Below are 25,800 nucleotides of genomic sequence, written 5' to 3'. Positions count from 1 at the left end.
GGCTTCTGGCTTTCGCGCTCAGGCGGCCGGGCTGGCCACCACCGCGAGCACGTGCGGCGCGAGCGCGTCGGCGATCACGGCGTACCCGGCGGACGACGGGTGGAACCGGTCGGGCGAGAACAAGGCGGGATCGGCGGCGAACCGCGCGGCGATCTCCGGGCCGGCGGCGGCCACGGAACCGCCGGCCCGGACGGCGGCTTCGGTCTGGGCACGGGCGTACTGCCCGCTCGCCGCCGACACCAGCGCACGGTACGGCGCGGGCACGCGCGAGACGATGCCGAGGTCCGGCGCCGGCACGACGAGGACTCGCACCCCGGCGCGGACCAGCCGGGTCACCGCGTCGTGCAGCTGCCGGGCGCCGACCGCGGGCGGTACGAACGAGGCCAGGTCGTTCGCGCCGATCACGATCAGCGCCAGATCCGTCCCTTCGCCGAGCGCGACCCCGACCTGGCGTTCCAGGTCCGTCGAGCGGGCGCCGGGCACCGCGAAGCCCCGCAGGGCCACGAGGTGGCCCGCGGCGCGCAGGTGCCGGGCGAGCCGCTCGCCGAGGGCGTCGGCCGGCCGGGACGCACCGACCCCGGCGGCCAGGGAGTCGCCGAGCAGGCAGAACCGGAGGGCGGGAGAAGAGCGTGGCACGGTCATCACCCCGTACAACGCAGCTCCGGCGTCGTTGTTTCCCGGGGTCGCCGGTCCGAGGCCCGCCAGGCAGCCGCCCCCGTTCCGGTGGTTTCGGGTTCAGGCCGCCCTCCGAGGGGTAGCCCGCGGCAGCGCAGGCTCCCCGCACCCGACGTGGAGATGCCGACCCAGGAGGCAGTCCCATGTCGGCCGAACCCCGAACGGCCCCGGACGACGACCGGTTGCGCGTGATCGCCCTGGAGGTCGCCGACGACCTCGGCGAGCTGGTCTCGGTGCGGGCCTGGGCCTCCGGGGTGCTCCGGGACCTGCCCGAGGACCAGCGGCTCGACGTGCTCATGGTGGTCGAGGAACTGACGTCGAACGCCCTCCGGCACGGCGAACCACCCCGGCAGATCCGGTTGCTGCGCAAACGCGGCTGGCTGTGCGTCGAAGTCGACGACACCTGCCTCGACCCCGCCTGCCCGCGTCCCCCGTCGGCCACCGGCGGGCACGGGCTCAAGCTGGTCAAAGCGGTCACCACCTCGTGGGGGCAACGGCAGCGCGCCACCGGCAAGACGGTGTGGGCCGAAATCGACCTCACCCGCGCCCCCGAGGCGGACCCTCCCTCGATGCGGTGAACCACCCCTTCACGCCGCCATTCCCGGGTACCCCACCCGAAACGAGGAGGCGGCCATGGCCGACAACGAACTCACCGGGTTCCTGATCATCGGACTGATCATCGTGGTGGCGGACGGTCAGGTCCTCTACCGCAGCGGCCGCCGCTACCTGCGCGGCCCGGACGGCGACGAGGGCTCCGGGTCGATGGCCCGGATGGTGGTGACGGTCTTCCACCTCGTCGCCCTGGGCCTGCTGGCCCTGCTCTCGGTCATCGGACCCGGCTGGTCGGGCTCGACGGCCGCGCTCGTCGGCCGGATCGGCGTGTTCCTGCTCCTGCTGGCCGTGGCCCACGCCGCCACCCTGTCCGTGCTGGCCCGCCGCCGCCAGGACAACGTCGTGGAAACGCACCTCCACGAGCACGACCGGCCCGCCGCCGAGCTCCCGGCCCCGCGGCGGGCGGCGGCCGACGCCTCGTGGGAGCCGGCCGTCACCCCCGTCCCCGGACAAGGCGGACAGCACCCGCACGTCAGCCCGGACCTCGGCGACAACGGCCCGTACCGGACCTAGTGGTCGTTGAGGTAGTAGTGCGTGCTCTGGTGCTTGCAGTCCGGACCCAGCCAGACCGTGACGCCGATGCTCGGCTTTTCCGTCTGTGTCAGGGCTTCTCGAAGTGCTGGTAGTCGATCGGGGTGTCCCAGGAACCGCCCCAGGTCCAGCCGCGGGTGGTGAACGCCCGCTCGGTGGCGTCACCCGCGTGGATCATGCCCGGCGCGGTCTGCGTGCGGTCGACGTACGGCGCACCGTTGGGCGGATACACCGCGCCACTACCGGAGATGTACGGGTTCTGCACCGTGTTGATGTCGATGGCACGCCCGTAGGAGTGATTGGACCAGGCGGTGCCCCCGGTGATCGCCCGGCAGTTGAACGCCGAAGTGTTGTTGGCCGCCATCGACGCGTCGTCGTCGGAGTTGTACTTCTCGACGGTTTCCATCCGCTGGATGGGGAACCGGCCGAAGTACAGGTCGGCGAAGGTGCGCGCGACCTCGATGGCCCGGTCGGCGTTGACGACCAGTTCGCCCCGGTGGACCTTCCCGTCGAAGCCGTAGAAGTTCAGGCTCACCAGCCGCAGCTGGTCGGGCCCGACCGGGCACCCCTCGTGCCAGCTGGACCCGAGCCGCTCCGCGGTGACCGGCTTGATGACGGCGAGATAGGGCGGAAGGCCGTTGGCCGCCGGCGCGGAGATCTCCACCGGCGGGGCCGTGGTGGCCGACGCCGGCACGGCACCGGCGAAGAGCACGGACAGCACGAACGTGATGACAGCAAAGACTTTGGTTCTCGGATTCATGGTTCTCCCATGGGTTGGGTGGGTGCCGGCGCGTGCGAGCACGCGCCGAGCCGGAAGTGAAGGAGTGGCCGGATGTTCGACCGGGTCGACGTCGTCCTAAATGGACAGTTCAGCGTCAGTGGGCGCCTGGTACCCCGACGGGCTGGGAAGCGGCGCGGTTTCTCGTAGCCGGCCTGTCGTTCACCATGCCGACCCCCGTTTTCCCCAGTAAGCACGCCCCCCGGCACCGAGAGCCGGGTGAACGCGCTCTCGATGAGCGAAAAGGTGCCAGCGGCGGGCGAACGCCGTCAACCGGGCCGGCATGGTTTCGCACCCGGCCGAAACGTCGGGATCACAGCCCGGGCGGGCAACCTCTCCGGCGCAGGGCGCGGGCCAGCGGATACCGGCGGGTTCCCCGGACGGCGGCGGCAGCGCGGGAAGCACCTGCCCGCCGGGCGGAAATCACCGACTTTCCCGCGGACGAACCGGAGAGGTTTTCCGCCTGACGGGCCGGCTCACCCCCGGCGCCGCACACGGTGGTGCCGAACGAAAAGAAGGACGGTGCCGGCCGCGCCGAGCAGGGTCAGCAGGCTGCCGTACACGATCGGCCCGGTGTGCTTGTCACCCTCGTCGAACTCCGCCCGCCGTTCGCCGGGCCACACCCGGATCAGGACCCGGTAGCCCGGGGCGATCCTCTTGTCGTTGTACTCGAAGGTTTCCGTCCTGGTCAGCCCGTCGGGCCCGGTGTACTCGACGTCCGCGATCCGGTGCTCCCGGACCCCGGTCGCGACGACCCGCCCCGGGAAGAGCCCGGCCGACCGGTTCACGTCGGCGAGCATGGAGGCGCCGGCCCACACCACCGCCAGCCCGCCGACCAGCACCACCAGCGGGAGCCACAGCAAGGCCGCTTCGGGCCGCCAGGACCTCGATGACGTCATGGCACGAGCACGCCGCAGCCGCCGCCGTGGTTGCCCCGGCGGGCCGGAAATCTGCGCTTGGCCGCCGGAACGCGGCTGCCGGACGCGGCCGGTGTCACGCGGCCGCACATCGGAACCGGGCCCAGCGTGCCGCAAACACCGTGGCGCCACCAGTGACGTCACGTCACGCACGCCGGTGATGCGGTCGCACTGTGCGGCCGGCGCCGTCCGCGATGGGATCGGTGGACCGCCTGGCGCCGAGGGGGCGCCACGAAGAAGGGACACCGATGAAGAAGTTGTTGCTGGCCGCGGCGATCGCCGCGGTCGCCGCGACGGCCCTGGTGCCGAGCGCGTCCGCCGCGCCGTCACCGCCGCCGGGCACGCTGAAATGGGGGGCCTGTCCGGCCGCCGCGTACCCCACCCCGGACCTGCAGTGCACGACGCTGAAGGTGCCGCTGGACTACCGGGACCCGGGCGGGCGCAAGATCGACGTCCTCGTCTCGAAGATGCCGAGCAAGCACCCGGAAAAGCGGCGCGGGGTGCTGCTCACGAACCCGGGCGGGCCCGGCGTCGCGGGCTGGGACTTCCCCCAGTACCTGACGCTCCCGGGACTGCCCGCTCCCCTGCCGCAGAGCGTGCGCGACGCGTACGACGTGATCGGGTTCGACCCGCGCGGGGTCGGGCACAGCACGCCGGTGACCTGCGACCTGACCCCGGAGCAGCAGGCGATCGGCAACCTGCCGTACCCGGAGAACGCGGCCGACGTCGTGAAGCAGGCGAAGATCGCGAAGGCGGAAGCCGAGCAGTGCGCGAACTCGGAGACCGGGTGGATGCTGCCCCACCTGACCACGGCGAACACCGCACGGGACATGGACAGCATCCGCGAGGCGCTGGGTGAGTCCAAACTGTCCTACTCGGGCGCGTCCTACGGCACGTACCTGGGTGCGGTGTACACGACGCTGTTCCCGCGGCGCAGCGACCGGATCGTGCTCGACAGCAACCTCGGCCCCGACGGCTACGACGTCGAAGCCATGCGCGGGTTCGGCCGGGGCCTGGAAGACCGGTTCCCGGACTTCGCGAAGTTCGCCGCGGCCCACCCGGAGTACGGGCTGGGCACCACGCCGGCCCAGGTGACCGCGAAGTTCTACGAACTGGCCGCCCGCTTGGACAAGACGCCGGTCGGCGAGTTCACCGGCGGGACCTTCCGTGGCATGACGTTCGGCTACTCCTACGGGGACCTTTCGTTCCCCCCGCTGGCGGCCGCGTGGCAGTCCCTGGACAAGGGCGAGGTGCCGAAGCTGAGCGGCGAGGCCCCCACGGAGAACGACTTCGCCGCCCGGTTCGCCGTCGTCTGCGGCGACTCGGTCTGGCCGAGGTCGGTGGCGACGTACCAGCGGAACGTCGCGGTCGACCGGATCCGCTACCCGATGGTCGGTGCGGGCGCGGCGAACATCTCGGCGTGCGCGTTCTGGCAGGCCCCGGCGGCGGAGCCGAAGGTGCGGATCACCGGGAACGGGCCGTCGAACGTCCTGATGGTGCAGAACCAGCGCGACCCGGGCACCCCGCTGGTGAACGCCCGCAAGATGCGTTCGGCGTTCGGTGACCGGGCGCGGATGGTCACCATCGACCAGGGCGGCCACGGCGCTTTCGTGGTCGCGGCGAACAAGTGCGCCAACACCACGGTGACCGACTTCCTGGTCACGGGTAAGCGTCCGGCGCACGATTCGTTCTGCGGCGCGGAAACCCCCTGATCGACGGGGCGGAGGGCCCAGCCGGCCGCGAAGGCCGGCTGGGCCTCTCAGCCTCGCCCGTGCTCGCCGGCGTTGATGCCGTGCGGCTCGAAACCGTCGGCGCCGAACCCGTGCACCGCGGCGACGACCACCGCGGCCGTGATCAGGAGTCCGATGAGGACGGTGAGCGCGAGCAGCAGCCGCCGCCGGCCGGGAGCCGGTTCGGGAGCACGGCCGAGCAGGACCGCGAGATCGGCGGCCAGGTTCCGGCCGGCCGCGCCCAGGATCGGCCGCCAGCCGTCCGGCTCGGTCCGCTCCGGCCCGGGCAGATCAGCCGTCACGCCGCTGAGTTCGTGGCGGAAGCGAGCCTCCTCGATCCGGGCCAGCCGCTCCTCCACTTCGTCCATCGTCAGGCGGCCTTCACCGGCCGCTGCGCAGAGGACGGCCCGGACCTGCTCACGTTCCGCGTCCGAGCAGCGGATCCCCTCGGGCGCGGCGGCGTCGGCAGGAACGGTCGCGCTTTCGCTCATGGCTTTCTCTTTTCGCCTCGGTGAAATCCCTTTCCAGCGAGGTTAGCCGCGGAATCGGGCCCCGATCGCCATCCCACGTTAATGTTCGATGAGAGTCGGGCTGTCTCGCCCGGACCTCGACTACAGTCACGGTGTGTCATCAACTCCGGGTGAAGGGACGCGAGGGTGCACCTGGTGATCGTCGACGACGAAGCTGCCGTGCAGGACTCGCTGTCCCGGACGCTGCGGTTCGAGGGCTACACCGTTTCCGTCGCCGGGGACGGCGTGGCCGGGCTCGAGCTGATCCGCGCCGAGGCGCCCGACGGCGTCCTGCTCGACGTCACCATGCCGCTGCTCGGCGGCCTCGAAACCTGCCGGGTGCTGCGGGCCGAGGGCAACCCGGTGCCGATCCTCATGCTGACCGCCCGCACCGCGGTGACCGACCGGGTCGCCGGCCTCGACGCCGGCGCCGACGACTACCTGGCCAAGCCGTTCGCCCTGCAGGAGCTGCTCGCCCGTGTGCGCGCGCTGCTGCGCCGCACCGGGTACAACACCCCATCGGCCACGGTCCCGTCGTCGACGGCGTTGCGGTTCACGGACGTGACCCTGGACCCGGCGACGCGGGAGGTGTTCCGCGGCGACCGGCCGGTGCACCTGACCCGCACGGAGTTCGCGATGCTCGAGACCTTCCTGCGGCACCCGCGGATCGTGCTGACCCGCACCGCGATGTTCGAGCACGTCTGGGGCTACGACTTCGGCACCGCCTCCAACGGCCTCGACGTCTACGTCAGCTACCTGCGGCGCAAGCTCGAAGCCGAAGGCGAGCCCCGGCTGCTGCACACGGTGCGCGGCGTCGGCTACGTGCTGCGCGAAGAGCCGCTGTGAAACGAACCGCTGTGAAACGGGTCCGCTGGAAGAGGCTCTCGCTGCGGGCCCGGCTCGGGGTGCTCGTCGCGGCGGCGGTGGCGATCGCCGTCGTGCTGGTGTCGGCGATCTCCTGGAGCATCACCCGGGCGGATCTCTACGACCAGTTCGACGCCCGCCTGCAGTCCTACGCCCAGCTCGCCGCGAAGACGTCGTCGCCGGCCGAAGCGCTCGCGACGCTGTCCACCACCGGCAGCCGCGGCCCGGACTCCGGCCACGGCGGCGGGCTGACCGTGCAGTTCCTGTCCGCCACCGGCGAGATCACCGGCACGGCGGGTGCGAAGCCCGTCATCCCGGTGCTGCCGCCCGACGCCCCGGTCGCGGCGGGGGAACTCGACCGCACCTCCGGCGTCCGCCGCATCGAAGGCGACCGCTTCCGGGTCTGGACGGCCCAGCGCGCCGGCGGCGGCGCGGTCCAGGTCGCCCAGGACTCCGAAGACGTCGAAGACACGTTGGCCCGGCTGGGTGTCTGGCTGCTGGTGGTGTCCGTGGCCGGGGTGCTCGGGGCGACGCTGGTGGGCCGGGCGATCGCGCGGTCGGCGCTGCGGCCGGTCGACGACCTGACCGCGGCGGCCGAGAACGTCGCCCGGACCCAGGAGCTCTCGGCGGCCATCGACGTCACCGCGTCCGGCGAGATCGGCCGCCTCTCGAGCGCGTTCAACGCGATGCTCGGGGCGTTGAGCCGCTCCCGCGACGAGCAGCGGCGGCTGGTGGAGGACGCCGGCCACGAGCTGCGCACGCCGCTGACGAGCCTGCGCAACAACATCGAGCTGCTCATCCACGCCGAAGCGAACCCGCAGCGGCAGCTGCCGGCCGAGGACCGCTCGCGGTTGCTGGCCGACCTCGACACCCAGGCCGTCGAGCTGAGCGCGCTGATCGGCGAGCTGATCGAGCTGTCCACCGGGGAACGGCCGAGCGAGGCGGAGGAACGCGTGGCGCTGGCCGACGTCGTCGGCTCGGCGGTCGAACGCGCCCGGTCGCGGTGGCCGGCGGTGTCCTTCGACGCCGGGCTGGCCGGCGCCGACGTGCTCGCCCGCCCGGCCGCGCTGGAGCGGGCCGTGCTGAACGTGCTCGACAACGCCGCGAAGTGGTCACCCTCCGGCGGGACCGTCCGGGTGACGATGGCGGTGACGTCCCTCGCGGCGCGCGTCCGCGTCGACGACGAAGGCCCGGGGATCGCCGAAGCCGACCTGCCGCACGTGTTCGAGCGGTTCTACCGGGCCGACGCCGCCCGCGCCCGGCCCGGCTCCGGGCTGGGTCTGGCCATCGTCGAGCAGGTGCTGACCCAGCACGGCGGACGCGCCGAGGCCGCGCGCGCCGACGGCGGCGGCGCCCGGTTCGATCTGGTGCTCCCCCTCGCCGCTTCTTAAGGAAACCGCGCGCGATCTTCATCGAACTCTCATGCGGCCCCAGCAGCTTTGAGGTGTGACTCCACGGTCCACGATTTCACCCACGCCGCTGGCGACGCTGACGCTGGTCGCGGCCCTCGCCGCCCAGGCGATCATCGCCGGGCTGACCCTCGGGTTCGCCGGCCACGTCAACCCCCTGCGCGACCCGGTCAGCGACTACGCCTGGCACCGCGGCGGCCGGGTGCTGTTCGCGGTGGCCGTCGTGCTGCTGCTCGTGGCCGCGGGAACGCTGGCCGCCGCGGCCCACCTCGCCGAGCTGCCCCGGACGCCGCTGGCCAGCACGCTCTTCGCGCTGTGGACGGCCGGGCTGGTCGTGGTCCTCCTGTTCCGCAGCAACGTCAGCGCGGCGGACCCGACCGCGTCCGGCGAGATCCACCGGCTGGGCGGAGCAGTCCTGTTCACCAGTCTCCCGCTGGCCGCGCTGGCCCTGAGCGCGCGACTGCGGACCGACCCGCGCTGGCTGCCCGCCGCATCCTCCCTGCGCCGAGGCGCGACCGCCGGAGTCGTGACGGCGGCAGCATTCGGCGCGGCCCAGCTGATCGGCTGGCTCCCGGCCGGGTTGCTGGAACGGTGCGCGCTGCTGGCGGAGTTCGTGATCGTCGCGACGGTGGCCACGGCCCTGCGCAGGGCGGTCCGATGACTGCCCTCTGCGCGGGCGCCGCCATCCGCCAGCACCACGAAGTCGGCAACCTCACCGCTGATGGCGCGCCCAAGCGGCGTGCACTGGCCGGGCCGCGGGAACGGTTCGCGCTACTGGCCGAGATCGTCGCGACCGCAGCCACGGCCCTCTTCGCGGCCGCCACCACCCCGCAGCACCTCAAAGTCGGCGGCCCGGCCGCCGGTGGCGCGCCCGAGCGGCATGCACTGGCCAGACCGCCGGAACGGATCACGCTGCCGGCCGAGAGCGTGATCGTGGCGACCACCCTGCGCAGGGCGGTCCGATGACCGCCCTCTGCGCGGACGCCGCCACCCGCCAGCACCACGAAGTCGGCAACCTCACCGCTGATGGCGCGCCCAAGCGGCAAGCACTGGCCGGGCTGCTGGCCGAATCCGTCATCGCCACGACCGTGGCGACCGCCCTGCGCAAGGTCGTCCGATGACCGCCGTCGCAATCGCTTGCGCGCTGCTCGCCGCGGTCCTGTTCGCGGCCGCCGCCATCCGGCAGCACGCCGAAGTCGGCGGACTGGCCGTTGACGCCGCACCCAAGCTGCGTGCGCTGGCCGGGCTGCTGCGGTCGCCCGGCTGGTGGGTCGGCACCGCGTTGGCCGCCGGCGGGAGTCTGCTGCACGTCGTCGCTCTTTCGCTCGCGCCGCTGGCCGTCGTGCAGCCGCTCGGGGTCTTCAGTCTCGTCCTGACCGTCGTCTTCGCCCGCCGCGCCCGCGATCGCCGGGTCCTCGCCGCCGTGGTGCTCGTCTTGGCCGGCGTCACCGGCTTCGTGGCTCTCGCGGCGTCCGCCACCACCGACACGGTGATCGACTGGGGAACGGCCGAGTCGGTCACGGTGGCCGGGTTCGCGATGACCGCAGTGGTCTGGTTCGTCCGGGCGAGCTGCGCCGTGCTGGCCGGCGCCGCGGCCGTCCTTTTCGGACTCGGCTCGGCGGTCGTGCACGCCGCCGTCGCCCAGCCGCCCGCAACCGCCGTGCTGCTCGGTGCTCAAGCGCTGCTCGTGCTGGCCGCCGGCGGGGTGGTCCTGCACCGTGCCTACGCCGCCGGGCCCGCCGCGGTCGTCGTCGGGACCACGACCGTGCTCGACCCGCTGACCGCCGTCGCCGTCTCGGCACTGGCCTTCGGTGAGGCCCCGCACCTGACCGCCGCCGTCGCGGTCCCGGCGGCCGCCGCCGCCCTTCTCGCTCTCGCCGGCGTGCGCGTGCTCGCCGGTGCCCTTCCGCACCACCCGCCACCAGCCAAGGAGATCCCCGTGCCCTCGTCCGGCCTGCGCGTCCTGATCGGCGCCGACACCTTCCCGCCCGACATCAACGGCGCCTCGTTCTTCGCCGAACGGCTCGCCCGCGGCCTCGCGCGCCGGGGGCACGAGGTCCACGTCGTCTGCCCGTCCGCAGACGGCCCCGCGCACACCGAGCAGCGCGACGGCTGCACCGTCCACCGGATCCGCTCCCGGGCCATCCCCCTCCACGGCGAGTACCGGTTCTGCACCCCGGGCGCCGCACGGCAGGCCGTCGGCCCGCTCCTGGACCGGCTGCGCCCGGACGTCGTGCACGTCCAGGCCCACTTCGGCGTCGGCCGCGCCCTCCTCCGAGCGGCCGCCGGACGCGGCATCCCCGGCATGGCCACGAACCACTTCATGCCGGACAACCTGCTCGGCTACACGCCGTTCCCGCGCCGGGTGAAGGAGGCGATCACCCGCTGGGCGTGGCGGGACCTGGTGCGCGTCTACCGCGACGCGCGGCTGGTGACCACCCCGACCCCGCGCGCCGCCGAGGTCCTCGCCGGAATCGGGCTGGACCGGCCGGTCCAGGTGGTCTCCTGCGGGATCGACCTCGACCACTACGCCGCGGGCGGCCGGCAGTCCGACGGGCCGATGTCGGTGCTGTTCGTCGGACGGCTGGACGCGGAGAAGAACATCGACCAGCTGCTGCGCGCCCTCGCCCCGCTGCCGCACGTGCGCGCGGACCTCGTCGGCGACGGCACCCGCCGCCGGGACCTCGAGACCCTCGCCGCGGAGCTGGGTGTCGCGGACCGCGTGGCGTTCCACGGTTTCGTCTCCGACGCCGAACTCGTCCGCCGGTACGCCGCGGCCGACGTGTTCTGCATGCCCGGCACGGCCGAACTGCAGAGCCTGGCCACGATGGAGGCGATGGCCGCCGGACTGCCGGTCATCGCCGCCGACGCGCTCGCCCTGCCGCACCTGGTCCACCACGGCGAGAACGGCTACCTGTTCGAACCCGGCGCGATCACGACGATCTCCCGCTGGCTCGCCGACCTAGCCGCCGACCCCGCGGCCCGCGCGCGGATGGGCGAGGCGTCCCGGGCCATCGTCGCCGGCCACGACCTCGACGGCGCCCTGGACGCTTTCGAGGGCCAGTACCGGATCCTGCTCGGCCTCCCCGAGCCGTCCGCGGCGAACGAGCCGGCGGTGGCGCGGACCGCGTGACGGGAGCGGAGGCAAGCGTTCGGCCGGAAGTAAGCCGGCTGTCCGGGTCACCCGTTTCACGGCGGTACTGGTCGTGCACGCAAGACGGCCTGACGGTGGGCGAGGACAACTGGCTGGCGATCCTGTGCGGAACGGAGTTCGGACCGGTCGAGGGCACCGTGCGCGGCCTGGCCGGCCCGCCGCCTGCCGGGGACGGCTGGGAGATGGCCGTCGAACGTGACGTCGAGGTCGAAGACGAGATCACGATCCGTGAGCTGTACGTGGAAGAACCGCCTACGGTCGTCCCAGCAGCGCCAGGGTGGAACCGGTTGACGATCTCGGTACGAGGCCGCGCCCCTCGAGTCTCCGGTCGAGCAGCACTTGATCCAAGTGTGGCCGGTCGATGCCCGGGTGCTCCGTCGAGAACGTGAGACTCCCGGCCCTCAGCCCTTGCCGAAGACCCCCGCGGGAAACGCGCCCGCGGCCCGGAGCGCACCGGCGAATCCACTGGCCAGTGCGGTCAGCCGCGCCGTGGCGGCCGGGCCGAGGTGGTCGTACGGCGCGGTGTCGAGCCGGTCGGTGAGTGCCTCGGCCTCTCCGCGCAGGGTCGTGCCCGCCTCCGTGATCTCCCCCGCTTCGTCCAGCAGGCCGCGCTCGCGCAGCCGGTCCCGGGCGGCGTCCCACTGCGCGTCGGACCAGCCGCGGGTCCGCTTGAGCAGGGTCGACGTCGCCGCCGTGCCGGTGGCGTTGTGCAGGACGATGGCCTCGATCCCGGACAGGCCGGCGACGGCCAGCGCGGCGACGTGCCCGTCGCCCCGGTGCTCACGCAGCAGCGTCGCGGCGTGCCACAACGCCAGGTGCGGTTCGCCGGGCACGGGCAGGTCGGCGTTGGCGGCGTACAGCGGCCTCGCCTCACGGTGACCGCCCTCGGCGGCGCGCACCGCCAGTCCGGCCGCTTCGGCCATTTCCTTCGACCGCAGCACTTCCGGCCCGAGCAGCCGGCGCAGCATCCCGTCCACCCCGCGCAGCCGGGCGTCGAGCACCGCCTCCGGCGTCGTGACGCCCCAGGCTGCGGGCAAGGACCGCGCCACGTGCTCGTGGTTGAAGTTGGAGAACGTCGCCGTGACCCCGCCCGCGCCGACCGCCCCGAGCGGGGCCGCGCGGCCCGCGAAGTACGCCGTGGACCCGCGGCCCAGCCCGAGCTTCGCGAGCTCGTCCGCCCACTCCGGCGCGAAGTACACCGCCTGGTGCACCGGGCTGACGGCGGCGTGACACTGGCTCATTCCCCGGCCCACGGCACGAGGATCGCCCGGGCGAGCGTGTGCTCGAGGGTGAGGAAGCTCAGCGCCGCCGGCGTCGACTCCGGCGTGACGCCGAGCGCGGTAACGGACGGCACGTCGAGTGCGGTGACGGCGATGTAGTAGCGGTGCTTGCCGGTTCCCGGCGGCGGCGCGGCACCGGTGTAGGCCGGCTCGCGCAGGTCGTTGGCGATGGGAAAGGCGCCGTCCGGGAGCTCGCCGGCGGCGAGGGACGTCACCTCGGCCGCGATGTCGGCCACCGCCCAGTGCCAGAACCCGGACGGGGTCGGGGCGTCCGGGTCGTACATCGTGACGACGAAGCTGCGGGTGGCGGCCGGGAAGCCGCTCCACGACAGCTGCGGGGAACGGTCTTCGGCGCCGGCGACTCCGCTCATGGCGGCGAAGTGCGCGACGGGCAACGGATCCCCGTCGGTGACGTCCGCGCTCACGACGGTGAACTCGGGGACGGCGGGCAGGGAGTCGTATGGGCTGGTCATCAGGGGTTTCTCCTTCTCGACTGACTTTCAACAGTCAATCATACTTTTAAAAGTTTGCCCAGCTGTCGAATGTTGTAAGCTTCGTCTCATGGCACGAGGAGCCGGGCAGCAAACCCGCAGCGAGGCGGTGCACGACCGCATCCGGGCCGACATCCTGAGTGGCCGGCTGCGGCCCGGCGAGCGGCTGAAGTTCCCCGAGCTCAGCGAGCGTTACGGGGTGAGCACCGGCGCCGTGCGTGAAGCTCTGCTCAAGCTGGTCGCCAAGAACCTGGTCAGCTCCGAGCCCCACCACGGCTTCCAGGTCACCGAGCTGACCACGCGCGGGCTGGCCGAGCTGACCGACGCCCGCTCCGAGATCGAGTCACTGGCCCTGACCCGCGCGATCAGCGACGGCGACCTCGCGTGGGAAGGCCAGGTACTGGCCGCCCACCACACGTACGAACAGACTCCCCTCGCCGACGACAACGGCGACGAGCCCGGCGAGGCGTGGCTCGTCGCCCACGCCGACTTCCACACCGCGCTCCTGGCCGGATGCGCCAACCCCCGGCTGCGCGACCTGGCCGCGTCCCTGCGGGAAGAGGCCGAGCTCTACCGCCGCTGGCTCCGGCCGGCGGCACCGGACGCACACGCCCTGGCCGATCCTGCAGGCCACGAAGCACACCGCGCCCTGCTCGACGCGGTCATGGCCCGCGACAGCGACCAGGCCGCCGCCGTCCTGCGCGGAATGATCGGCATCACCTCGGAACTGGCCCTGGACACCGAACCGCCCGCCTGACCTGACACCCGCGACCGGGTTTCAATGACCGGCCCACGCGCCGAGGCGTGTCAGGCGGATTCGAGGATCTCGGCCAGCCGAAGGGTGTCTTCGAGGTAGCGCTCGTAGGGGAACCCGGCGGCGACGAGCCCGGCGCGGAACTCGTCGTAGAGGGGCTTCCCGTTGACGTGGAAGGCTTTCCGGCCGGTTTTGGTGAGCGTGACCAGGCGCCGCCGCGCGTGGGCGGGGTCGACGACGACCTGCACCAGGCCGTCCGCCTCGAGGGACCGCAGCGCCCGGCTGATCGCCGGGTCCGACACCGACAACGCCTGCGCCAGCCGGTGCTGCGTCGCCGGTTCGATGTCCTCCAGCGTGCCGAGCAGCCGTATCTGGCTGTAGGTCAGGCCGTCCTGGCCATCGGTGCGCCGCCGGGCCGCATCGCCCAGCAGCATGACCACGCGGTGCAGCAAGTCTGCGAGTCCTTCGTCCACATCACCAGCTTAGCAGAGTGTTGACTAGTTAATGTTAACCATGCAAGACTCAGGGCATGGACAACTTCGGTTACTTCGCCCAGTCAGCCTTTCCCCTGGTCTGGATCCTGGTCCCGGCCATCGGCGCCTCCGTGCGAGGCCGCCACGCCACCTCGGCCCGGGAGCGGCTGGAGATCTGGCAGCGCTGGTGGGCCATCGGCGCCTTCGGCATCGGCAGCCTGTGGATGACGGTGGCGTTCCTCGCCTTCCCGGACGTGATGGCGACCGCGATCGGCTTTCCCCGCACGCCGTTCCTGTTCGAGATCGCCTTCGCCAACCTCGGGCTGGCCGTCATGGGCTTTCGCGCCGCTTCGGCATCGGCGCGCGAGCGCATCACCATCGGGCTCGGCGGCGGCATGTTCCTGTGGGGCGCCCTCGCCGGCCACGTCTACCAGTGGTTCGCGAACGGCGACCACGCCCCCGGCAACACCGGCGGCGTCCTCGTCAACGACCTGCTGATCCCGGCGGTCATGATCGTCCTCGCCGTGCGGTCCCGGCGCCTGGCCGCCACCACACCCCAGCCGGCCGGCCCCGTCGCCGCCTGAACCCGCGGAGCCGACCACCCATGGGAACCCATCACAGCCGCCGCGACAACGAGACCGGCGAAGCGCGAACGGCCGCCGCCGACCGGCTCACCATGTTCGCCGACGCGGTGATCGCGATCGCGCTCACCCTGCTCGCCCTGGAACTGCCCGTCCCCACCGGCGACACCACCGACGCCATGCTGAGCTCGGCGCTGGCCCACGGCAAGGAGTACCTGGCCTTCGCGCTCAGCTTCACGGTGATCGCCGCCCACTGGCGCGCCCACCACGAGATCTTCCGCTACGTCGACTCGCTGAGCGGCCGCCTGACCAGCCTCACCCTGGCCTGGCTGTTCATGCAGGTCCTGATGCCGTTCGCCACCCGGGTGCTCACGGCCGACGGCGCCTTCCCGCCCCGGTTCAGCTTCTACGCGCTCGTACAGGTCCTGGCGTCCGCGACGTTCGCGCTCATCATCCGGGAGATCCGGCGTGAGCGGCTGTACCGCTCGGACGTCACGCCCCCGGAGTTCTCCCAGAGCCTCGTGCGCAGCATCTGCCTGGCGGCCGTCTTCGGGGTGTCCGTTCCCCTCTCGTTCCTGATCGGCGGCACCGGCGCGTACCTGTGCTGGCTCGCCGCACCGATCGTGCTCGCCGCCGCCCGCCGCATCCAGAGCCGCGCGGCCCGGTGACCGCCCGTACCGCTGATCGGGCCCTGACCGGCTTCGGAGCGGGACCTCACGGCGTCGCGGATGGCGGCTGCGCCGGGGGAAACTGCCCGTAGCCGCGGCCGTGAGGGGCCTTGGAGTCGAGAAGGTCGAGCGCGAAGACGAAGCCGATGTCCTCGTAGAACTTCAGGACCGTGGCGAACTCGCCGGGTACGACGCGCATCAGCGCGCTGTCCGGGGTGATGCCTTTGTCGCGTTTCGGGTCTTCTATCCAGGCGCTCGTGCCGAGTGGGGCGGCCAGCGCGCGGCGGCGCGGGAAACCGGTGCCGAGTGCGGAGCGCAGGTGGCCCGCGTAGGCGTTGTCGTTCAGTTCCACGAGTTTCTGTTTCACCCAGCTCAGCGGCTTGTCCACGGTGGTGGGGATGCCCTTGGCGCGGTCGAGGCCGAAGAAATCCGCCCAGAAATCCCGGTTTTCGTCGCCGAGGCTGCCGTGGCCGTTGGTGCCCTTGAACGTGATGACGGGGTCGGCCGGCCCGGACGAGCCCGGCTTCTTGGCCGCCTTGGCCTTCGCCGCGGCGACCTGCTGGGCCGCCTGAACGACGAACTGCTGGACGAAGTCGTTGTGGAGGCACCCCCAGACCACAGCGGTCGCGTCGTCGGTCCAGGCGCCGGTGAACCCCGCGCGGGTACGGGGATTCGCGGCGATGAAGGTTTCCCGGTCGGCGTCACCACGGAACCGGTCCGGAACCGCGACCCGCGGGATGTTCGCCGCGGTGAAGTCCTGGTGCGCGCGGGCGTCGACGTCCAGCGGGCCGCGGTCCGGCGCGGCCGGCGCCGGTGACCAGGTGTTCAGGAGGATGGGACCGTCCTCGTCGGCGTGGGCGAACAGGTGCAGGCCACGCAGGGTCCCCGGCCGGACCAGGCCGATCCGGCAGATGTGGTCGTAGACGTCCTGGATACCCAGCCGGGCACCGCCGACCGGCTGGTACGAGTCGTCGATGACGTCCCGGTCCGGCGGAACCGCCGAACCGGGCAGGTAGGCGACGTGGACGGCTTCGCGATCCTTGGTGGTGAACGGGCTGACGGGCCGCGAGTACCGGCGTCGGCCGGGCTGGTTGTCGACGATGCGCCACCATTCGGCGCCGACGGGCGGCGGCAGGGTCCGGACCCGGGTCCAGGACCTGCCGTTCGCCGACGTCTCCTGGGTGCCGCGGGCGATGTCGAACAGGGTGACCGTCGTGCCGGGGGTCCGGAACTCGTGTGCCGCCCAGTTGCGGGCGACCTGGATCCAGTTGCTCGCGCCGAACCGCCGCAGGACCCAGGTGTTCCCCGCGGCGCTTTCGTACTTGGCGTACTCGGATCCGCTGACGATCACCACTTCGGTGGCGGCCACCGGTCAGACCTGCTGGCCGGTCTTGGGGTCGTACGACACCTCGACCGCGACGATCTGGTCGGTGGGCAGGACCTCGATCCACTGGTCGCAGACCTGGTACGGCGCGGCCGGGCGGAACCCGCCGTCCAGCGGGTCGAATCCGTGCTCGAACACCTTGTCCGCGGCCAAGGTGTTGTCCAGGTCGGTGTTCGCGGCGCGCAGCTCCTCGGCGACCCGGTCGAGCACCTGTCCCCGGGTCAGGCCCTGGTAGGACGGCGGGTCCGGGGGATCCAGCGGGTCCGACGGGTCCCCGGCGTGCCACTGGTAGGGCAGGTCGAGCCCGACCTCACCCTCGACCTGGGCGTCCGCCAGCCATCGCAGCGCGGCTTTCTCCTGCCCGGGACGGATCGGGAGCACCGCCTTGACCCAAGACGCGTTGAGGAACTCGTTGCGCCGCTCGTCGCCGTCGAGCTGGACGAGCCAGCCGAGCGAGCTGCCCTTCGGCGCCGGCTGGGTGTCCTCCGTGATCAGGTAGTTCACCCGGTACTGCCGAGTCGCGTTCAGCTGCGGGTCGATCGCGTTCTCGAAGTCCGTGCGCGAGTACCAGCTGGCCATGGTCTGGCCGAGCAGCTGGTCGGGTCCGAGCGGGGTCGGCCCGAGCGGCGCCGGGTAGTGCCCGACGGTGGTGGGGCCGGCGTGCGGCGGCGTCGACGCCGTGCTGGGCCGCCAGTAGTCGGGCGCGGTGAAGTACAACATCTCGTCGACGTCGAAGATCTGGCGGATCAGCTCGGCTTCCACCTGGCGGTTCAGCTCCGGGGGCTGCTGCGGGTCCGGAGCCGGTTCGAGCTGGCGGATCAGGGCGCCGTAGACGGTCTGCCGTTCCTCGCCGCGCAGGTCCCCGGACGGGCGCGGCTGCATGGAACTGGCCAGCACCAACCGGTCCCGCATCGCGGTGACCCAGGCTTGCCGTTGCACTTCGGCGACCTGGAGTTCGTAGTCCCGCATGTCCTGCTGGAACTGCGTCTGCGCCGGGTCGTCGGCCGGTGGCTTCCAGGTCAGCTGGAACGAGAGCGTGAGCAGGTGGCCGTCGCCGCTGTTGAAGAAGTCGGCGATCACCCGGAACCGGTTGCCCGGAGAGTCCAGGACCTCGATGGGGAACTGCGGCCGGAAGGGCACCTCGGCGCCGGCCGACCGCGCCCTGACGAACGCGACCGAGTCCAGGGTGTACCCGGGCGCGGGTGGTGGCGCGGAGTGCTCGGAGATCGCGTGGGCGTGCATGTCGTTGCCGGTGCTGATGATCTCGTCGGAGTCGTGCGCGTGGTTGTAGAACGTCACGTTGGCCCCGATGTCCGGGTTGGATCCGGCGAACTTCCGCAACGGGTAGGCGCTGTCGAACTCGGTGGTCTTCGGCTCCAGCGGCGCCGGCCGTTCGGGTTTGCGCAGTGCCGACAGATCCGGCGCGGGCACGACGTGCAGGAGGTCGCCGAGCCCCAGGTCGCGCCCCGGGTCGTCGAGGAACACCTGCCAGCAGAGCCGGGTGCCGATGTGCTGCAGCTGGACGCCGACCTTGCGCATCTTGCGCCGCAGCTCGTAGTTGACGAGCTTGTCCGTGGTGTTCTGGACCACGTAACGGCGGCTGGTGGTGTCGGTGGTTTCGGTGACGGTGCGGAAGGTGGTCTTGAAGTTGCGCTTGATTTCGCTGGCGACTTTCGAGCTCTGCGTCCGGGTGTGCTTGTGCGCGGTCTCCGAAGCTTTCTTCACCGTCGTGCCGGTGCTGAAACTGGCACTGGCCTCGGCGTGGTAAACGCCCACGCTGCCGCCGCCGCTCGCGCTGACGCCCAGCTTGGTGTCGTTGGCGTTGTCCTCCTTGACCGCGCCGGCGATGTCCTCCTGCGCGGTGAGGGTCTCCTCCACCTTGCGGGAGGTTTCCTCGGACTGTTCGACGGTCTTGTCCACCAGCGTGCGCCGCGTGCTGACCTCGATGACCTCGACGCTGCCGCCGGGACTGATCCACACGTGGCCGGCCGGGACGCCGAGGAAGGTGTCGAACTCGAAGAAGTACTCGCGGAAGATGTTGACCAGGCCCACCGGTGAGAAGACGGCGTTCGGCGTCGAAGACGCGTCCGTGGTCGACGACAGGAGGGCGTGGGCACGAGGCATGGCCGTCAGCTCGCGCCAGACCCCCTCGGTCGTGCTCGTTCCGCCTTCCGCGGCGGTTTCCGCCCTGCTGCTCAACGCCCGCTGGGTGGCCTGCTGGCCGAGCCACCCGGCCAGTGACTGGTAGATCCCGAACATTTCGGTGGCGTACGGCAAGGCTCCGACGAAATCGGTGACCGGACGGCCGTGGTGCGCGGGCTGGGCGGCGGACGCCACGGCCGGCGCGGTCAGCGACTGGACGATGTTCGGCGTGCTGCCGGGTTCGGTGACGAACGGCGTCACGACCCAGGAGGGGCCCGTGGTCCGCGTCACCAGCAGGGTCTCGGCGGCGGCCTCCGCGGCCGGAGCGACCAGGTTCAGGGACTGCGGACCGGCGGTGGTGACGACCCGGCCCGCGTACTGCCGCGTGGACGCGGCGTCCTGCTGGAGGAACATCCCCGCCAGTTCCGGAACGGACGGGAACTGCTGCGGGTTCTGGATGTCGAGGTCACCGGGCAGCGCGAGAGCGATACGCTGACCGATCGGGGCGCCCGGCGGAACATCAGGCTTGACCGTGTACTTCCAGAGAAAGTACGCAGACGACGGAATCGGCGCTTTCCCTTGAAAAACAACCTGAAACGCCATGACGACTCCCCACGCGTCCGGTCAGCAGGATTCCGCTGACTCTACGTCGGCATTCCGGTTCGGGAGAGAATCGAACGGAAATCGTCCTGTCGGGGCGGACTTTCGGGCGGGTCACTTCGCGTTGCCATTGTTCGGGATTCGACGAATGATACCGGCGGTCACTGCGAAGATCGACCAGCCCGGGCGACGACTGACTCCGACGTCCGGTCATGCCGATGAGCGGATGGAGGACTGCCACGTTCACTGCGCCGTGCGGCTCAGGCAATTACTGCATTCGAGTGAACCCACCGCGCGGCTTCAACCCGCTCGCCGAGTCCGGCGTGACCTACCCGGGATCCGAACAACCAGCGATCGCACTGATACGTGCCGCACCGGCACAATCTAGGGAGGAACCATGAAGATGCCACGTTTTCGCAGGCTGGCCGCCGCGAGCGCGTCGGCTGCCGCAATAGCGAGTGGCGTGGCACTCGCCGCGCCCGGCATGGCCGCCGCGATGCCATCAAATTGCTCGACGGCGCACATCGGCGGGAGCAGCGGGTCGGTGACCTGTACCACCGGTGACGGCACCTACCGGGTCAAGCTGCTGTGCCGCCACCTCACGCCGGTGTACACGTACTACGTCTACGGCCCCTACATGCCAAGGGGGCAGGCCAGCGTGGCGCACTGTAACTCCGGCGATCTCGTCGCCGACATCGGCTACCAATTCGCCTGAGCCGACACGCCCCGGCTAGTCGATCTGACCGCAGGAACGCCACTTTCGTCACGCCGACGAAAGTGGCGTTCATCTCCGCGGAACCGATTGTGCGGGACACAGACCAATGGCCGCACTCGAACCAGTGACCTGAGGCGCCTCAACGAGAACGCACTCAAGCCGCTGATCGAGCGCTTGCGTCCGGTCATGCCGATGACAGCGTGCTCAGCTCAGGCGTATTCAGTTCGCGGTGACTCGCCGATCATCCTCATCGGCTTCTCGACCGGCTCGAGCCGAAGGCTCACACCCCGTGGCAACTGACCGGTCAGGGGTACGCGGCCGACTGGTTTTGCTTGGCGGCCTCACAGTCGACCGAACATGCGATCGAGCTTGACCGACGGCTTCTTCAACGGCTGCTCGCGGTACCGGGCGATCTGCTCCTGGACGTCATGGGCGACGACGACTGAACCAATATCCGCTAGTGCCGATGAGCGAGCATCACGCAACACCCGCCCCTCCGCTCGTTCCGGCGGAACCGTCCGCAAGGACGATCTCCGCTCCGCGCAAGCGCAAACCGTGCCGACGCAAGAAGGATCGGCCGTAGCAGCGCTGGACGATCAGGATCGCGGCGACGGTGACGGCGACGAGGACGTCGTCCAGAGCGGGGACGAGGTCGATCGGCAAGGTGAGGGCCATGCCGACGCGGAGGGCGGCGTCGAGCAGGAAGAGTGCTCCCCAGATCGCGGTGCATCTGCGCAACAGCGTGCGGAACGCCGGGTACCGCGTCCAGTTCCGTTCCCAGGTCGCGGCTTTGTCCTCGGGAAAGGCGATGGCGCCGGTGCTGAGCAGGAAGGGTCGCTTGCCGATCAGGGTGATCAGTGCCCACGCGCCGAGGGCGGCGGTTCCCCAGCTGTTGCGGACCAGCATCAGGCGTGCGTCGCCGGAGACGAGGGCGAACAGCACCGTGAGTGCCATGGTGGCCAGGACGAAGATCTGCACGCCGCCGACACGGCGCTGGGTGACGATGCCGTGCAGTGCGGCGGCGGCGGATACCGCGGCGCCGGCCAGCAGCGCCGCGAACGCCCCGACGCCGAGTGCGCGCAGGCCGTAAAAGGCGACCAGCGGGGCGACGACGTGCAGGACCAGCTTCGGATTCACGGCCTTGGCGGCTGGTGCGGCGGTGGTCACGTCGGCTCCTCCGCGGTGACGGCGCGGGTGAAGGTGTCGACCACCGTGCGGGTGTAGGCGTCGAGGTCCAGTGGCGGGTCGCCGTGGAACTGGTCGGCGGCGGCGTCGATGGCGCCGCGGATCATGACCGCGACCGCGCGCAGGTCGAACGAGCGGAACTCGCCGGTGCGCTGGCCGTCGGCGAGCATCCCCTCCAGGTTGAGGACACTGAATTCGCGCGCGGACTGGGACGTGTAGTGCGTCCCTTCGGGCTTGCGCAGGTACGGGCCGACCGCGCTGAGAGCGGCGATTTCCCGCGGGTGTTCCCACAGGAAGCGCAGGTTTGCCTCGAGGTATCCGCGTAGCCGTGGCACCGCGGCGGTTTCGTGTTCGATCCGGGCGAGGATCGCGCGCGCGCCCGCGCTGATCACCTCGACGGCGACCTGCTGGATCAGCTCGGCCTTGTCGGCGAAGTGGTAGGAGATCATCCGCGGGCTGCGCAGCCCGGCGTGCTGGGTGATGCGGGTGAACGTGGCGCCCGGGTAACCGGACTCCGCCAGTACCTCGATGGCGGCCTTGACGATCTGCGCTCGGCGGGCGTCGTTGGTGATGGTGCGTTCGGTGGTCATGAAGTGGCTCCGTCTGTCCACAGTGGGCAGTGATGGGCGGCGGCGGTGGTCGTGGGCCCGACGGCGTCGGGGGTGAGCCGCTGCACCACGGGCACCGGGCTGCCCGGGTGGACCGCGGGCCAGTGCGGGGTGCCCGGGCCGTTCGGGTCACCGGTGGCGGCGAACTGGCCCAGGTAGTCGAGCATCTGGTCCGACAGCCGCTGCTGCGCCGGATTCAGCCGGTACCGGGTGTCCCACAGGTACGGCACGTCGGAGGCGTGGTAGGCGCCCAGCGGGAACGCCGGGTCGAGGTGGAAGATCAGCGGTGGGGCCGAGTCGGCGAACTCGTAGGCGTAGGTTCGGGTCCGGTGGGCGAGCGTTCGCGCGGAATCCTGGTTCGGGCAAACGTACCCGCGGTCGCCGACGATGGCGGCCCACGCCTTCGCGGGCTGGGTGCCCGCCGGGTAAGCGGCTTCCACGGTGTCGGCGCGAGCACCGAACGCGCGCGAGAGCAGGTCGCGATAGGCGGCCGGGGCTTCGGCCTGGCCGCTGAGGGCGACCAGCAGTGTCCCCTCGTCCCTGGTCGTGCCGATCATCAAGGGCACATGGGCGAACCGGCCGACCGCGATCGCCGCCGCGGGGCGCAGTGGCAGCACCGGGGTGTCGTAGGCGGGGCTCCAGTAGACGGCGGCGACCGCCTTGTCGGTCAGCAACCTGGAGGCCGGCAGCGCGCGAAGGCATGAGAGGTCGGCCGCCGAGCAGCCGAGCGCCGTCGCGACCGAACTTCCGGTGTTTTCCAGCGTGGACAGTGGTTGCCACGAGGCGACCGCGGCACCCGCTCCGGGGTACAGGGCGTCCACGGGGTTGGCGTCGCTGCAGGTGCCGCTTTGCACCACCGCCCGGTCGATCAGCGGCCAGGCGGCCGGGGACGCCAGGTGCGCGCAAACGCTGTCGCCACCACCGGATTCGCCGAACAAGGTGACGTCGCGGGAGTTTCCGCCGAACCCGCCGATGTTGCGCCGCACCCAGGCCAGTGCCGCCTGCTGGTCCTGCAGCCCGAAGGTGCCGGACCCGGCCAGGCCGGGCGCGCCGTAGAACCCGAACACCCCGAGCCGGTAGTTCAAGGTGACCACCACGGCCTGTTCGCGCGTGGCGAGCCGGCGTGGTTCGAGGTCACTGCCAGCGCCGCTGCTCAAGCCGCCGCCGTGCAGGTAGACGAGTACAGGCAGTGCGCGTCGTGCGTCCACTGGCGTCGTGATGTTGAGGTAGAGGCAGTCCTCGCTGCTGGAACCGGCGGTACCGGCGACCGGACTCGGGTTCTGCGCGCAGCGGTCACCAGGCTGTGTCGCATCCCGCACGCCCGGCCAGGGCGCAGCCGGCCGAGGCGCCTGCCACCGCAGCGCGCCGACCGGGGGCGCGGCGTACGGGATGCCGTCGAAGGCTCTCACCGTGCCGGACACGCTCCCCCGGACCAGCCCGGTCTCGGTACGCGCCACGTCCGCGTCGCGGACGTCACCGGCCGCGGAAGCCATCGGCCCCAGTCCCGCCCCCAGCAGGCCGGCGATGACCACGGCAACCACTTTGATTCGCCCGGACCAATTTTGATTCGGTTGAATAAACATGCTGCAAAAGTACCACGAGCACTGGGCAGACGCGACTCTCGGCGTGGTCTCCACGTGGCGCCCGCTAGGTCGAGCGCCAGTCGCCGGTGCGCTTGCAGGGAGCCCGCGTCGCCAGGAGCGGGGACCGACTGCGGTGCCTGCCGCATGGCCGGCTCGTCGTCCGCTTCCGCGCGAGGTGGCGGCAGCCGTAGCTGAGGTGCTGGAGATCAGGAGGCGTGGCACGCCCCGTACCGGTACGCGCTGCCCGTATTGCGCTCTGGCCTGGCCGATCCATTCAGTAATCGAAGTTACTACGCAGAGTTACACTCCCGCTGTGGTGAGCTGGCTGGCGAAGTGGGCGACGGCGGACGGGACGGCGCGCAAGCAGCGGTTAGAGGCGTGCAATGTCGGATTGTTCGTTTTAGGTCATCCTGACGAGTTTGTTGAGCGTGTGTGACATCGAGGATTACGGGCGTCCTCTCGTCGTAAATCAAGCTGGCCACAACGACGATTTAGTCCTGGTGCGATGCGGCAAGAGCGACGTTCCGGGGCTTGGTAGGGCCCCGCGTAGCTGGTGGTCACACCACAAGCAGGTCGCACTGGAGCTGGGGAAAGCCCTGCTCGGTCAGCCAATTGCCTGGGCGCTACGGCGCTGGTGGGAGTAGTTCACCCCTCCGATGCGTTGCGACCGAGCAGGTCGCCATAACCTGCTCGGTCGCGGCGCGGAAGGTCGGGTGATATTTGTAGCGGCTGCTGCCAGCCGGCAGGAGACCTCCGCCAGCGACCTCAATGTCACGGCGCGGAACGGCGCCGTGACATAGCACGCCGAGCCGAAGGCCGGCGGTGACCCTGATCAGGCGCCTCCACGTCGACAGCCTCCGACCTCTGTCATGTTCGGAGGACCAAGCAGCCCGGATCCAGCACGTCTTCGCCCGACATGGTCGTCTTCTCTTGGATCCACTCCGTTAGCCCTGATCGGCGTTCTCAATTCTGGGTATCGATCGGCCGGTCGTCGAGCACCGTGATGTCCGTGACGATGTTGATCGGAGAGCCCCAGTCGTGTTGGATCACGAAGGTCACACCTTTGTTGCCGTCCCACGGCGGTCCGTGAGGGGCAATTTCGGAGACGGTAATATTGGCAGCGCCGATGAAACGCTGGTGATCCGCATTGGTGAATCCGCCATGAGCGTCCGGATCCGTCTCGGGAATGTACTCGGAGGCGGAAACGATTACCGTGGAGGATGCGTCGATCGCACCCCAGTTCATGTTCAGCGCAACACGATTACCTTGGAGGCCCCAATACTTTCTGACAGTCTGTGGCATGTCTACGACTCCCTTGGCGTTACGGCATCCTCACGATTAGTGAGTCGGAACCGCGAGGCAACGTGTTACCAAGCTTCAGGTGCTGGACCATCAACCGCTCGAACTTGTCGTCCCGCTCCCCGCGGCGGCCCGTTGACGTGGTCGGAGTGCCGGGCCTGCAGTTTCGAGTTCGGCGGCCGGCACACCTCCCGCTTGCGGGTCTGGGGTACGCCGTACTGCTCGGCGCAGAGCTTGCCGGTCGCGACGTTGTAGCCTCGCGCCGGAAGATCTTGGCCATGTACTCCCAGACCGGCAGGACCGTCGGGCGTGTCCGGCCAGGTTCGAGCGCTTCACGGTTTCCCGCGACATCCCGCACAGCACCGGAGTGGCGTCGGTGATCCACATGTCGTCGAACCAGGACGGGCAGCGCGCAGCCAGATTGAGGATCGCCTTGCACTACAACGACTGCTCTGACTTGAGCCGTTTGTGGTAGCCGGACTGGTTCAGCATGGCGGGAACGACGCGGCCGCCGCCCGCGACAGGGCGCTGATCTTGGCCGTCACGCTCGGCCAGAAGCCACAGTGGACGGTCGAGGGGTTTACGACTGACCCGTCCCGAATACTGTCCGATGGCCTGTACCCGTTCGGGTGGTTGCCTGACGTTTGCTCCGTTGTATGGCCGGTCTTCCTGACACTGAACGTCGGGACAGACAAGCCCAGAGGCGAACGGGGAAATCCTGGGCGTGCTGGGGCCAACCCCGGACATGGGGCTGGTCGTCGAGATGTTTCACCGACCGCACTTGCCTTCGCCGGAGAGCGCCCTTAGACCGTGTAGCCGCTGGCGCATGCGCGGCCAGGTCTGCTGGTCCTGCGCAAG

The 25,800-nt window shown here is 70.8% G+C and carries 26 protein-coding genes; 13 read left to right on the top strand and 13 right to left on the bottom strand.

Annotated features, from left to right (window positions below):
• Positions 1-18: 18 nt before the first annotated feature.
• The gene (locus ACIOD2_RS30985) at positions 19-642 is read right to left on the bottom strand and encodes an SGNH/GDSL hydrolase family protein (protein WP_400545712.1); all 624 of its coding nucleotides are present in this window, start codon (positions 640-642) and stop codon (positions 19-21) included.
• Positions 643-818: 176 nt separating this feature from the next.
• On the opposite strand from ACIOD2_RS30985, the gene ACIOD2_RS30980 reads away from it, so the two are divergent.
• Positions 819-1,253, top strand: coding sequence for an ATP-binding protein (locus tag ACIOD2_RS30980; RefSeq protein ID WP_400545709.1), 435 nt, complete (start codon positions 819-821; stop codon positions 1,251-1,253).
• Positions 1,254-1,308: 55 nt separating this feature from the next.
• On the top strand, positions 1,309-1,800 hold the full coding sequence (locus ACIOD2_RS30975; protein ID WP_400545706.1) for a hypothetical protein: 492 nt from the start codon (positions 1,309-1,311) through the stop codon (positions 1,798-1,800).
• Positions 1,801-1,888: 88 nt separating this feature from the next.
• Here the strand turns inward: ACIOD2_RS30975 and ACIOD2_RS30970 are convergent, their stop codons facing one another.
• Both ACIOD2_RS30970 and ACIOD2_RS30965 read right to left on the bottom strand, forming a co-directional pair.
• Complete coding sequence (locus ACIOD2_RS30970) at positions 1,889-2,539, bottom strand: M15 family metallopeptidase (protein ID WP_400545703.1); 651 nt, start codon at positions 2,537-2,539, stop codon at positions 1,889-1,891.
• A 533-nt stretch (positions 2,540-3,072) separates the two neighbouring features.
• Entirely contained in the window at positions 3,073-3,495 is a 423-nt protein-coding gene (locus ACIOD2_RS30965) for a hypothetical protein (protein ID WP_400545700.1), read from the bottom strand.
• 266 nt (positions 3,496-3,761) lie between these two features.
• Here ACIOD2_RS30965 and ACIOD2_RS30960 point away from each other — a divergent pair, with 266 nt between their 5' ends.
• Positions 3,762-5,225, top strand: coding sequence for an alpha/beta hydrolase (locus ACIOD2_RS30960; RefSeq protein WP_400545697.1), 1,464 nt, complete (start codon positions 3,762-3,764; stop codon positions 5,223-5,225).
• Between the two features lie 47 nt (positions 5,226-5,272).
• Here ACIOD2_RS30960 and ACIOD2_RS30955 read toward each other — a convergent pair whose 3' ends face one another.
• A complete protein-coding gene (locus ACIOD2_RS30955; protein WP_400545694.1) occupies positions 5,273-5,734 on the bottom strand; it encodes a DUF1707 domain-containing protein in 462 nt (153 codons plus the stop codon).
• 165 nt (positions 5,735-5,899) lie between these two features.
• Between ACIOD2_RS30955 and ACIOD2_RS30950 the strand changes: the two genes are divergently transcribed.
• Genes ACIOD2_RS30950 through ACIOD2_RS30925 form a run of 6 tightly spaced genes read left to right on the top strand, consistent with a single transcriptional unit; the run spans position 5,900 to position 11,158 of the window.
• A complete protein-coding gene (locus tag ACIOD2_RS30950) occupies positions 5,900-6,598 on the top strand; it encodes a response regulator transcription factor (RefSeq protein WP_400545691.1) in 699 nt (232 codons plus the stop codon).
• Positions 6,595-8,007 (top strand): sensor histidine kinase, encoded by a 1,413-nt coding sequence (locus ACIOD2_RS30945; RefSeq protein WP_400545688.1) that lies wholly within the window; start codon positions 6,595-6,597, stop codon positions 8,005-8,007. The genes ACIOD2_RS30950 and ACIOD2_RS30945 overlap by 4 nt, the downstream gene beginning before the upstream one ends.
• A 55-nt stretch (positions 8,008-8,062) precedes the next feature.
• Complete coding sequence (locus tag ACIOD2_RS30940) at positions 8,063-8,686, top strand: DUF998 domain-containing protein (protein WP_400545685.1); 624 nt, start codon at positions 8,063-8,065, stop codon at positions 8,684-8,686.
• The gene (locus ACIOD2_RS30935; RefSeq protein WP_400545682.1) at positions 8,683-8,991 is read left to right on the top strand and encodes a hypothetical protein; all 309 of its coding nucleotides are present in this window, start codon (positions 8,683-8,685) and stop codon (positions 8,989-8,991) included. The genes ACIOD2_RS30940 and ACIOD2_RS30935 overlap by 4 nt, the downstream gene beginning before the upstream one ends.
• Positions 8,988-9,146 carry a hypothetical protein gene (locus tag ACIOD2_RS30930; protein ID WP_400545679.1) on the top strand — a complete coding sequence of 53 codons (159 nt, stop codon included), beginning with the start codon at positions 8,988-8,990 and terminating at the stop codon, positions 9,144-9,146. The genes ACIOD2_RS30935 and ACIOD2_RS30930 overlap by 4 nt, the downstream gene beginning before the upstream one ends.
• Positions 9,143-11,158, top strand: a complete 2,016-nt coding sequence (locus tag ACIOD2_RS30925; protein WP_400545676.1) for a glycosyltransferase family 4 protein — start codon at positions 9,143-9,145, stop codon at positions 11,156-11,158. Before ACIOD2_RS30930 ends, ACIOD2_RS30925 begins: the two co-directional genes overlap by 4 nt.
• Before the next feature lie 422 nt (positions 11,159-11,580).
• On the opposite strand, the gene ACIOD2_RS30920 is transcribed toward ACIOD2_RS30925, so the two are convergent.
• Both ACIOD2_RS30920 and ACIOD2_RS30915 read right to left on the bottom strand, forming a co-directional pair.
• Complete coding sequence (locus ACIOD2_RS30920) at positions 11,581-12,432, bottom strand: hypothetical protein (protein ID WP_400545673.1); 852 nt, start codon at positions 12,430-12,432, stop codon at positions 11,581-11,583.
• Positions 12,417-12,932: a YbhB/YbcL family Raf kinase inhibitor-like protein gene (locus ACIOD2_RS30915; RefSeq protein WP_400545670.1), complete on the bottom strand. Its 516-nt coding sequence runs from the start codon at positions 12,930-12,932 to the stop codon at positions 12,417-12,419. The genes ACIOD2_RS30920 and ACIOD2_RS30915 overlap by 16 nt, the downstream gene beginning before the upstream one ends.
• Before the next feature lie 88 nt (positions 12,933-13,020).
• Between ACIOD2_RS30915 and ACIOD2_RS30910 the strand changes: the two genes are divergently transcribed.
• On the top strand, positions 13,021-13,707 hold the full coding sequence (locus tag ACIOD2_RS30910; protein WP_400545667.1) for a GntR family transcriptional regulator: 687 nt from the start codon (positions 13,021-13,023) through the stop codon (positions 13,705-13,707).
• A 50-nt stretch (positions 13,708-13,757) separates the two neighbouring features.
• Here the strand turns inward: ACIOD2_RS30910 and ACIOD2_RS30905 are convergent, their stop codons facing one another.
• Positions 13,758-14,177 (bottom strand): MarR family winged helix-turn-helix transcriptional regulator, encoded by a 420-nt coding sequence (locus ACIOD2_RS30905; RefSeq protein WP_400545664.1) that lies wholly within the window; start codon positions 14,175-14,177, stop codon positions 13,758-13,760.
• 56 nt (positions 14,178-14,233) lie between these two features.
• Between ACIOD2_RS30905 and ACIOD2_RS30900 the strand changes: the two genes are divergently transcribed.
• Positions 14,234-14,761 carry a DUF6790 family protein gene (locus ACIOD2_RS30900; RefSeq protein WP_400545661.1) on the top strand — a complete coding sequence of 176 codons (528 nt, stop codon included), beginning with the start codon at positions 14,234-14,236 and terminating at the stop codon, positions 14,759-14,761.
• Positions 14,762-14,781: 20 nt separating this feature from the next.
• Positions 14,782-15,426, top strand: coding sequence for a TMEM175 family protein (locus ACIOD2_RS30895; RefSeq protein WP_400545658.1), 645 nt, complete (start codon positions 14,782-14,784; stop codon positions 15,424-15,426).
• Positions 15,427-15,472: 46 nt separating this feature from the next.
• Here ACIOD2_RS30895 and ACIOD2_RS30890 read toward each other — a convergent pair whose 3' ends face one another.
• Both ACIOD2_RS30890 and ACIOD2_RS30885 read right to left on the bottom strand, forming a co-directional pair.
• Positions 15,473-16,795: a hypothetical protein gene (locus tag ACIOD2_RS30890; RefSeq protein WP_400545655.1), complete on the bottom strand. Its 1,323-nt coding sequence runs from the start codon at positions 16,793-16,795 to the stop codon at positions 15,473-15,475.
• 3 nt (positions 16,796-16,798) lie between these two features.
• Positions 16,799-19,555, bottom strand: a complete 2,757-nt coding sequence (locus ACIOD2_RS30885; protein ID WP_400545652.1) for a hypothetical protein — start codon at positions 19,553-19,555, stop codon at positions 16,799-16,801.
• 394 nt (positions 19,556-19,949) lie between these two features.
• On the opposite strand from ACIOD2_RS30885, the gene ACIOD2_RS30880 reads away from it, so the two are divergent.
• Complete coding sequence (locus ACIOD2_RS30880) at positions 19,950-20,267, top strand: hypothetical protein (protein ID WP_400545649.1); 318 nt, start codon at positions 19,950-19,952, stop codon at positions 20,265-20,267.
• A gap of 477 nt (positions 20,268-20,744) precedes the next feature.
• On the opposite strand, the gene ACIOD2_RS30875 is transcribed toward ACIOD2_RS30880, so the two are convergent.
• From ACIOD2_RS30875 to ACIOD2_RS30860, 4 genes are all read right to left on the bottom strand, one after another.
• Complete coding sequence (locus ACIOD2_RS30875; protein WP_400545646.1) at positions 20,745-21,434, bottom strand: VC0807 family protein; 690 nt, start codon at positions 21,432-21,434, stop codon at positions 20,745-20,747.
• Positions 21,431-22,042, bottom strand: a complete 612-nt coding sequence (locus ACIOD2_RS30870; RefSeq protein ID WP_400545643.1) for a TetR/AcrR family transcriptional regulator — start codon at positions 22,040-22,042, stop codon at positions 21,431-21,433. The genes ACIOD2_RS30875 and ACIOD2_RS30870 overlap by 4 nt, the downstream gene beginning before the upstream one ends.
• Positions 22,039-23,592 carry a carboxylesterase/lipase family protein gene (locus ACIOD2_RS30865; RefSeq protein WP_400545640.1) on the bottom strand — a complete coding sequence of 518 codons (1,554 nt, stop codon included), beginning with the start codon at positions 23,590-23,592 and terminating at the stop codon, positions 22,039-22,041. The genes ACIOD2_RS30870 and ACIOD2_RS30865 overlap by 4 nt, the downstream gene beginning before the upstream one ends.
• A 1,014-nt stretch (positions 23,593-24,606) precedes the next feature.
• Positions 24,607-24,945 (bottom strand): hypothetical protein, encoded by a 339-nt coding sequence (locus ACIOD2_RS30860; RefSeq protein WP_400545633.1) that lies wholly within the window; start codon positions 24,943-24,945, stop codon positions 24,607-24,609.
• Positions 24,946-25,800: the final 855 nt, after the last annotated feature.

The sequence above is a fragment of the Amycolatopsis sp. NPDC088138 genome, from assembly GCF_044741685.1.
GTDB lineage: Bacteria > Actinomycetota > Actinomycetes > Mycobacteriales > Pseudonocardiaceae > Amycolatopsis.
Note: the sequence above shows the minus strand (reverse complement) of the source record. Positions and strands in the feature narration are given on the sequence as shown.